The 9,170-nt window shown below is 67.4% G+C and carries 1 protein-coding gene; it reads left to right on the top strand.

All coding sequences use genetic code 11. The features are described 5' to 3' along the window. Positions 1-9,170, top strand: a 9,170-nt coding sequence (locus A5707_RS20060; protein WP_156658187.1) for a non-ribosomal peptide synthetase, incomplete at both ends; no start/stop codon positions are given.

The following is a 9,170-nucleotide window of genomic DNA, read 5'->3' as shown; positions in this document are numbered from 1 at the left end:
TTGATCCGCGTGGCAGCAGACCGGCACCGGTTTGTGCTGACCAATCACCACATCGTGCTCGACGGTTGGTCGCTGCCGATCCTGCTGCAGGAGATCTTCACCAGCTACTACGGGCAGCGACTACCGGCGAGCGCGTCGTATCGCGACTTCATCACCTGGCTGGCCGACCGCGATCTCGAGGCCGCCCATGCGGCGTGGCGCGAGGTGCTCGCCGGCTTCGACACACCCACCCTCGTCGGGCCGCCGAATCCGTTGGGGCTCGGACCGCGAGGTATCGAATCGTTCCGGGTGCCTGAGGAGACCACCCGCGCGCTGGGCGAGCTGGCGCGTTCGCACCACACGACCGTCAACATCGTGCTGCAGGCCGCCTTCGCGCGGCTGCTGTGCTGGCTGACCCGTCAGCATGACGTCGCCTTCGGCACCGTGGTTTCGGGTCGGCCGACCGACGTGACCGGCGCGGAGTCGATGGTGGGCCTGTTGATCAACACGGTGCCGGTGCGGGCGACCTTCACACCGGCCACCACGACCGAGAACCTGCTGGAGCAACTGCGAAGCGCCCACAACGACACGCTCGACCACCAGCACCTGTCGCTCAGCGACATTCACCGAGTCACCGGTCAGGATCGGTTGTTCGACACCCTCCTGGTGTACGAGAACTACCCGATCGACATCGCCGCGCCGTCGGACGCCCAGCAGTTGGCGATCAGCGAACTCGCCTTCCGCGAATCGACTCACTACCCCTTGACGGTGCAAGCCCAGCCGGGCCGCGAACTGGGCCTGCGCATCGAATACGACACCGACGTGTTCGACGCCGAGGGCATTCGCGCGCTGATCGGGCGGTTCGCGACGGTGTTGGCGGCGATGACCACCGACCCGGGGCGGCCGCTTACGTCGGTGGATGTGCTGAGCGAAGCCGAGCACGCCCGCCTGGACGACTGGGGCAATCGGGAGGTATTGGCGCAACCGGTGCCCGAGACGACGGTGCCGGCGTTGTTCGCCTCGCAGGTGGCCCGTACCCCCGATGCGGTCGCGCTGGTCTGCGGCGACCGGTCGATGACCTACCGGGAACTCGACGAGGCCGCGAACCGGTTGGCGCACTTGGTGATTAGCCAGGGCGCGGGTCCAGGCGAGCGGGTGGCGCTGCTGTTCCCGCGATCGGCCGAGGGGATCGTCGCGATTTTGGCGGTGCTCAAGGCGGGCGCAGCCTATTTGCCGATCGATCCGGCGCTGCCGGCGGCGCGGGTCGAGTTCATGCTCACCGACGCCGCGCCGGTCGCCGCGGTCACCACGGCCGACCTGGCTGACCGGTTCGACGGCCATGACGTACTGGTGATCGATGTGGACGACCGGCGGGTCGGTGCTCAGCCCAGCACGCCGCTGCCGGGGCCGGCTCCTGACGACATGGCCCACATCATCTACACCTCCGGCACCACCGGGGTTCCCAAGGGTGTGGCGGTCGCTCAGCGCAACGTCACTCAGCTGTTCAACGGCTTGCAAATCGGTGTGCCGCTGGCGGCGGGGCAGGTGTGGACGCAGTTCCACTCCTATGCCTTCGACTTCTCCGTGTGGGAGATCTGGGGTGCGCTGCTGCACGGCGGGCGGCTGGTGGTGGTGCCCGAACAGGTGGCGCGCTCACCACAGGACTTCCACGCGTTGTGCGTGCGCGAACAGGTCACCGTGCTCACCCAGACACCGTCGGCGGTGAGCGTGCTCTCCACGCAAGGCCTGGAATCGGCGGCGCTGGTGATCGGCGCGGAGCCCTGTCCGCCCGAGCTGGTGGACCGGTGGGCACCCGAGCGGGTGATGGTCAACGTGTACGGCCCGACCGAGACCACGATGTGGCTCTGTGCCAGTAAGCCGTTGGCGGCGGGGTCGGGCGCGCCGCCGATTGGGTCGCCGGTGGCGTGGGCCGCGTTCTTCGTGCTCGACGGGTGGCTGCGGCCGGTGCCGGCCGGTGTGGTCGGGGAGTTGTATCTGGCCGGTGCAGGCGTCGGGTGTGGCTATTGGCGCCGGGCCGGGTTGACCGCGACGCGGTTTACGGCCTGCCCGTTCGGGGAGCCCGGAGCCCGGATGTATCGGACCGGGGACCTGGTGCGCTGGCGCGCCGATGGGCAACTGGATTACCTCGGGCGCGCCGATGAACAGGTCAAGATCCGCGGATATCGCATCGAACTGGGCGAAATCCAGTCCGCGCTGACGGCGCTCGAGGGCGTCGAGCAGGCGGCGGTGATCGCCCGCGAGGACCGCCTCGGCGACAAACGCCTGGTTGGCTATATCACCGGAACGGCCGACCCGGTCACAGTGCGTACCGCGCTGGCCGATCGGCTGCCGGGTTACATGGTGCCCGCCGCGGTGGTGGCGATGGCGGCGCTGCCGGTGACCGTCAACGGCAAACTCGATGCGCGGGCGCTCCCGGCACCGGACTACGGCGCCGACCATTACCGCGCCCCGGCCAGCGCAGTCGAGGACATCCTGGCCGGCATCTACGCCCGGGTGCTGGGGGTGGAGCGAGTCGGCGTCGACGACTCGTTCTTCGACCTGGGCGGGGATTCGCTGTCGACGATGCGGCTGATCGCGGCGATCAACAGCGCACTGGATACCGATCTTCCGGTGCGCACGGTGTTCGAAGCGCCCACGGTGGCCCAGCTGGCGCCGCGAATCGGCGAGAGCGTGGGGCGGTTGGAGCCGCTGGTGGCCGGTCCGCGACCCGAGGTGATTCCGCTGTCGTTCGCTCAGAACCGGCTGTGGTTTATCGACCAATTGCACGGGCCCTCACCGGTTTACAACATGGCGGTCGGATTGCGGCTGCGCGGGCTCCTGGACGCCGATGCCCTGGCAGCGGCGCTGACCGATGTGGTGGGCCGCCACGAAAGCCTGCGCACCCTGTTCACGGCCGTCGACGGAACACCCCAGCAGGTGGTAATCCCGATTGAGCGAGCCGACATCGGATGGGGCCTCGTCGACACCACCGGCTGGTCGGCAATCCAGCTGACCGAGGCCATCGACGCCACGGTCGGCTACAGTTTCGACCTGGCCGCCGAAATCCCCTTGCGGGCAAAGCTTTTCCGCGTCGCCGACGATGAGCACGTGCTGGTGGCCGTTGTGCACCACATCGCTGCGGACGGCTGGTCGTTGACGCCGCTGGTGGCGGATCTGGGTGTGGCATATGCCAACCGGTGCGCAGGGCAAACGCCGGACTGGGCGCCGTTGGCGGTGCAGTACGTCGATTACACGCTGTGGCAGCGCGACCAGTTGGGTGACCTCGACGACAGCGACAGCCGCATCGCCGCACAGCTGGCCTACTGGCAGGACGCGCTGGCCGGCATGCCGGAACGCTTGCAGCTGCCCACCGATCGGCCCTACCCGCCGATCGCCGATCAGCGCGGCGCCAGTGTGGCGGTGGAGTGGCCGGCGGAGCTGCAGCAGCGGGTCCGCGCGATGGCCGGTGAGCACAACGCGACGAGTTTCATGGTGATGCAGGCGGCCCTGGCGGTGCTGCTGGGCAGGCTCAGCGCGAGTTCTGATGTGGCCGTGGGGTTCCCGATCGCTGGGCGTCGCGACCCCGCCCTCGACGAGCTGGTCGGGTTCTTCGTCAACACCTTGGTGCTGCGCGTCGACCTGGCTGGTGATCCCACCGTGGCCGAACTCCTGGCCCAGGTGCGACGGCAGAGCCTGGTCGCCTACGAACACCAGGATGTGCCGTTCGAGGCGTTGGTCGAGCGGCTCAACCCCACGCGAAGCCTGACGCATCACCCGCTGGTGCAGGTTGCGTTGGCCTGGCAGAACTTCCGCGGGCAAGACAATGACCCCGCCGCGGGGCTAACCCTGGGTGATCTCGACGTCACGCCGCTACCCGTCGACACCCGCACCGCCCGCATGGACCTGACATTTTCCCTCGGAGAACGCTGGACCAAGTCCGGTGAGCCCGCCGGCATCAGCGGAGCCGTGGAATTTCGCACCGACGTGTTCGACCCGGACAGCATCGAAGCGCTGATCGGGCGCTGGCAGCGGGTATTGGCGGCGATGACCGACGACCCCACCCGGCGGCTGTCGTCGATCGAACTGGTCGACCAGACTGAGCACGCCCGGCTGGACGAGTGGGGTAATCGGGCGGTGTTGGCCGAGCCGACGCCGGCCGCGGTGTCGATTCCGGCATTGTTCGCCGAACACGCCGCCGAAACCCCCGATGCCGTGGCGATCAGCTTTGACGGCCGGACGATGACGTACCGCGAACTGGATGATGCGGCAAACCGGTTGGCGCACTTGCTGTCCGGCCACGGCGCCGGGCCGGGGGAGTGTGTGGCGTTGCTGTTGGAACGCTCTGCGGAAGCAGTGGTGGCCATGCTGGCGGTGCTCAAGACCGGGGCGGCCTATCTGCCGATCGACCCCAGCCTGCCCGATGCGCGGATCACCTTCATGCTCACCGATGCCGCGCCGACCGCCGCGATCAGCACGACCGGTCTGATCGAGCGGTTGCACGACTGCGAGCTGGCGGCCATCGATCTCGGCGGGATCGAGGCCGTCGCGCTGAACAGCCAGCCGAGTACTGCGCTGCCGACCCCGGACGCGGACAACATTGCGTACCTCATTTACACCTCAGGCACCACCGGTGTTCCCAAGGGCGTCGCGATCACCCACCGCAACGTGACCCAAATGCTGGGGCCGCTGGATACCGCCATGCCGGGAATGGAAACCGCTCTGCCAGGCCAGGTTTGGGCGCAATGGCATTCCTATGCCTTCGACGCCTCGGTCGAAGAGATCTGGGGCGCGCTGATGCACGGCGGGCGATTGGTGGTGATACCGGAGTCGCTGGCCCGCTCGCCCGAGGACTTCCACGCCCTGCTGGTCGCTGAGCAGGTCAGCGTGTTGAGCCAGACACCCTCCGCGCTGGCGATGCTCTCCCCGGAGGGTTTGGGACCGGTGGCGCTGTTGGTGGCCGGTGAGCCGTGTCCGGCCGAATTGGTGGAGCGCTGGGCGCCCGGACGGGTGATGGTCAACGCCTACGGGCCCACCGAAACCACAGTGTGTGCATCCAGAAGTGCGCATTTAACACCGGAGGCACCTGCTTCGGGTGTGGTGCCGATCGGTGCGCCGATGGCGGGGGCGGCGGTGTTCGTACTCGACGGCTGGCTGCGGGCAGTGCCGGCCGGGGTGGTCGGTGAGTTGTATGTGGCCGGCCGTGGTGTGGGCGTGGGGTATGTGCGACGGGCGGGGTTGACGGCTTCCCGGTTTGTGGCCTGCCCGTTCGGCGGAGCCGGTGTGCGCATGTATCGCACCGGCGATTTGGTTTATTGGGGCGCCGACGGGCAGCTGCGCTATGTCGGACGCGCCGATGAGCAAGTCAAGATCCGCGGGTATCGCATTGAGCTCGGTGATGTCCAGGCCGCGCTGGGCGGACTCGACGGGGTCGAGCAAGCGGTGGTGATCGCCCGCGAGGACCGCCCGGGCGACCAGCGGCTGATCGGGTATGTGACCGGCTCCGCGGATCCTGCCAAGGCGCGCGCGGTGCTCGCCGAGCGGTTGCCGGCCTACATGGTTCCCGCGGCTGTGGTGGCTCTGGATGCGTTGCCGCTCACGCCGAATGGCAAAGTCGACAAGCGGGCGTTGCCGGCACCGGATTATCACGACACCGATCGTTACCGCGCTCCGAGCACTTTGACCGAGGAGATCTTGGCCGGCATCTACGCTCACGTGCTGGGCGTGGAGCGGGTTGGCGTCGACGACTCGTTCTTCGATTTGGGTGGCGATTCGCTGTCGGCGATGCGTCTGGTGGCCGCGGTTAACAGCGGCCTGGATGCGGGTTTGGCGGTGCGTGCGGTGTTTGAGTCGCCGACGGTGGCCCAGTTGGCGCCGCGGATTGGTGCCGGTGGGGATGGGTTGGCGCCGTTGGTGGCTGGTGAGCGGCCGGCCGTGGTGCCGTTGTCGTTTGCCCAGCAGCGATTGTGGTTCCTGGACCAGTTGCAGGGGCCCTCGCCGGTGCACAACATGCCCACGGCGCTGCAGATCAGCGGAGCATTGGATGTCGAGGCGCTGGCGGCGGCGCTGGCCGATGTGGTGGCCCGTCATGAAAGCCTGCGCACGCTGTTCCCGGTGGCAGAAGGGATCCCGCGCCAGTTGGTGGTGTCTGCCGAGCGGGCCGACTTCGGCTGGGACGTTGTCGATGCCACCGGATGGTCGGCCAGCGCCCTGCAGGAGGCCATCGACGCCTTGGCGCGCTACACCTTCGAGTTGGCCGATGAGATTCCGTTGCGGGCGCGGCTTTTCCGCGTCGCCGAGGACGAGCACGTGCTGGCCGCGGTGGTCCACCACATCGCTGCCGATGGTTGGTCGATCACCCCGTTGGTGTCCGATTTGGGGGTGGCTTATGCCAGCCGCTGTGCCGGTCAGGCCCCCACGTGGTCGCCGTTGGCGGTGCAGTACATCGATTACACGTTGTGGCAGCGCACCCAGTTCGGTGATCTCGATGACAGTGGTAGCCGCATCGCCACCCAGGTGGCGTATTGGCAGGATGTGTTGGCCGGGATGCCTGAGCGGTTGGTGTTGCCGACTGATCGGCCCTATCCGGCGGTGGCCGATTCGCGCGGGGCCACGATGGCTTTGAACTGGTGTGCCGAGTTGCAGCAACAGGTGGCCCAATGCGCCCGCGAGCATAATGCGACCAGTTTCATGATGGTGCAGGCCGCCTTGGCGGTGTTGTTGGGCCGGCTGAGCGCCAGTTCTGATGTGGCCGTTGGGTTCCCGATCGCCGGGCGGCGCGATCCGGCGCTGGATGAGCTGATCGGGTTTTTCGTCAACACGTTGGTGCTGCGCATCGATCTGGGCGGGGATCCCACCGTCGCCGACTTGCTGGCTCAGGTGCGCGCCCGCAGTCTGGCCGCCTACGAAAACCAGGATGTGCCTTTCGAGGTGCTCGTCGATCGGCTCAACCCGGCCCGGTCGCTCACCCATCACCCGCTGGTGCAAGTGGCATTGGGATGGCAGAACATCCCCGGCCATGACAGCGGTAGCCCCGGGCTGGTGCTGGGTGATCTGACGGTGGCGCAACTGCCGGCCGACACCCACACCGCCCGAATGGATCTGAGCTTTTCGCTGGCGGAACGTCGAACCCATGCCGGTGCGCCCGCCGGCATCGGTGGGACGGTGGAATTCCGCACCGATGTGTTCGACGCGGCCAGCATCCGAGCGCTGATCACCCGCTTTGAGCGGGTGCTGGCAGCGATGACCACCGACCCGCATCGGCGATTGTCGTCGATCGATGTGCTCGACGAGGCTGAGCACGCGCGTCTGGAGGAATTGGGTAACCGGGCAGCGTTGACGGTGTCGGCGAGCACGCCGGTATCGGTTCCGGCGTTGTTTGCTGCGCAGGTGGCGCGTGCCCCGCAGGCGGTGGCGGTCAGCTTTGAGGGTCGTTCGTTGACCTATCGGGAGCTGGATGTGGCGGCGAATCGGTTGGCGCACGTGCTGCTTGATCGTGGTGTGGGCCCAGGTGAGTGTGTGGGGTTGTTGTTGGAGCGCTCGGCTGAGGCGATTGTGTCGATGTTGGCGGTGCTCAAGGCGGGGGCGGCGTATTTGGCGATCGATCCGGCGCTGCCCGCCGCACGGATGGCGTTCATGGTGGCTGATGCCGCGCCTATCGCGGTGCTGACCACCGCTGCTCTTGGCGCGCGGCTTGAGGGTCATGACGTCACCGTCATCGACATCGACGACCCGGTCGTGGACAGTTACCCGTGCACGGCTTTGCCAGATCCGGGCCCCGAGGATCTGGCGTATCTGATTTACACCTCGGGCACTACCGGTGTGCCCAAGGGTGTGGCGGTCACGCACCGCAATCTGGGCCATCTGGGGCAGTCGACGCCGAAGCAGTTGCCGGATGTGCAGGTGTGGACCCAATGCCATTCCTATGCGTTTGACTTTTCGGTGTGGGAGATTTGGGCGGCGCTGCTGGGCGGGGGCCGGTTGGTGATCGTGCCCGAGTCGGTGACCAGTTCACCAGATGAGTTCCACGACTTGTTGATTGAAGAGCACGTCACTGTGTTGACCCAAACCCCGTCGGCGGTCAACGCGCTCTCGCCGCAGGGGCTGGAGTCGGTGGCGGTGTTGCTCGGTGGTGAGGCGTGTGCGGCGGAGGTGGTGGATCGCTGGGCGCCGGGGCGGGTGGTGATCAACGCCTACGGCCCGACCGAGATCACGGTGTATGCGTCGATGAGCGCACCACTGCTGCCCGACTCGGGAGCAGCACCGATTGGGGCGCCGGTGTCGACGGCGGCGGTGTTTGTGCTCGATGAGTGGCTGCGGCCGGTGCCGGCCGGGGTGGTTGGTGAGCTCTATGTGGCCGGCAGTGGGGTGGCGTGCGGGTATTTGGGCCGTTCGGGGTTGACCGCATCGCGGTTTGTGGCGTGTCCGTTTGGTGGGGCTGAGGTGGCCGGGCAGCGGATGTATCGCACCGGGGATTTGGTGAGTTGGCGTGGCGATGGGCAGTTGCAGTATGTGGGCCGTGCTGATGATCAGGTCAAGATCCGCGGGTATCGCATCGAGCTCGGTGAAATCCAAACGGCTCTGGCGGGTTTGGGCGGGGTCGAGCAGGCGGTGGTGATCGCCCGCGAGGACCAACCCGGCATCAAACGCCTGGTGGGCTACGTCACCGGGTCGGGGACCGGGGCGCTGGACCCGGCCGGGATGCGCACCGCACTGGCTGATCGGCTCCCGCCGTATATGGTGCCGGCCGCGATCATCGTCCTCGACGCGTTGCCGTTGACGATTAACGGCAAGCTCGACACTCGTGCGTTGCCGGCCCCGGAGTATCAGGACGTGGAGCGCTACCGCGCCCCTGGTGATGCGATCGAGGAGATCTTGGCCGGCATCTACGCCCAGGTGCTCGGGTTGGAGCGGGTCGGGGTTGATGATTCGTTCTTCGATTTGGGTGGGGACAGTATTTTGTCGATGCAGGTGGTGGCCCGGGCCCGGGCATCGGGGGTGGTGTGTCGACCGCGCGACATTTTCGTCGAGCAGACCGTGGCGCGGCTGGCACAGGTGGTGACGGTCAGCGGCGGCGAGATCGGCGCGGTCGATGAGGGTGTCGGCCCCGTGGCGGCCACGCCGATCATCGCGTGGCTGCATGAGGTGCAAACCGCTGGCGGTGTGGTGGATCAGTTCAACCAGACGGTGCTGCT

This window comes from Mycobacterium kyorinense, from assembly GCF_001672775.1.
Taxonomy (GTDB): Bacteria; Actinomycetota; Actinomycetes; order Mycobacteriales; family Mycobacteriaceae; genus Mycobacterium; species Mycobacterium kyorinense_A.
Note: the sequence above shows the minus strand (reverse complement) of the source record. Positions and strands in the feature narration are given on the sequence as shown.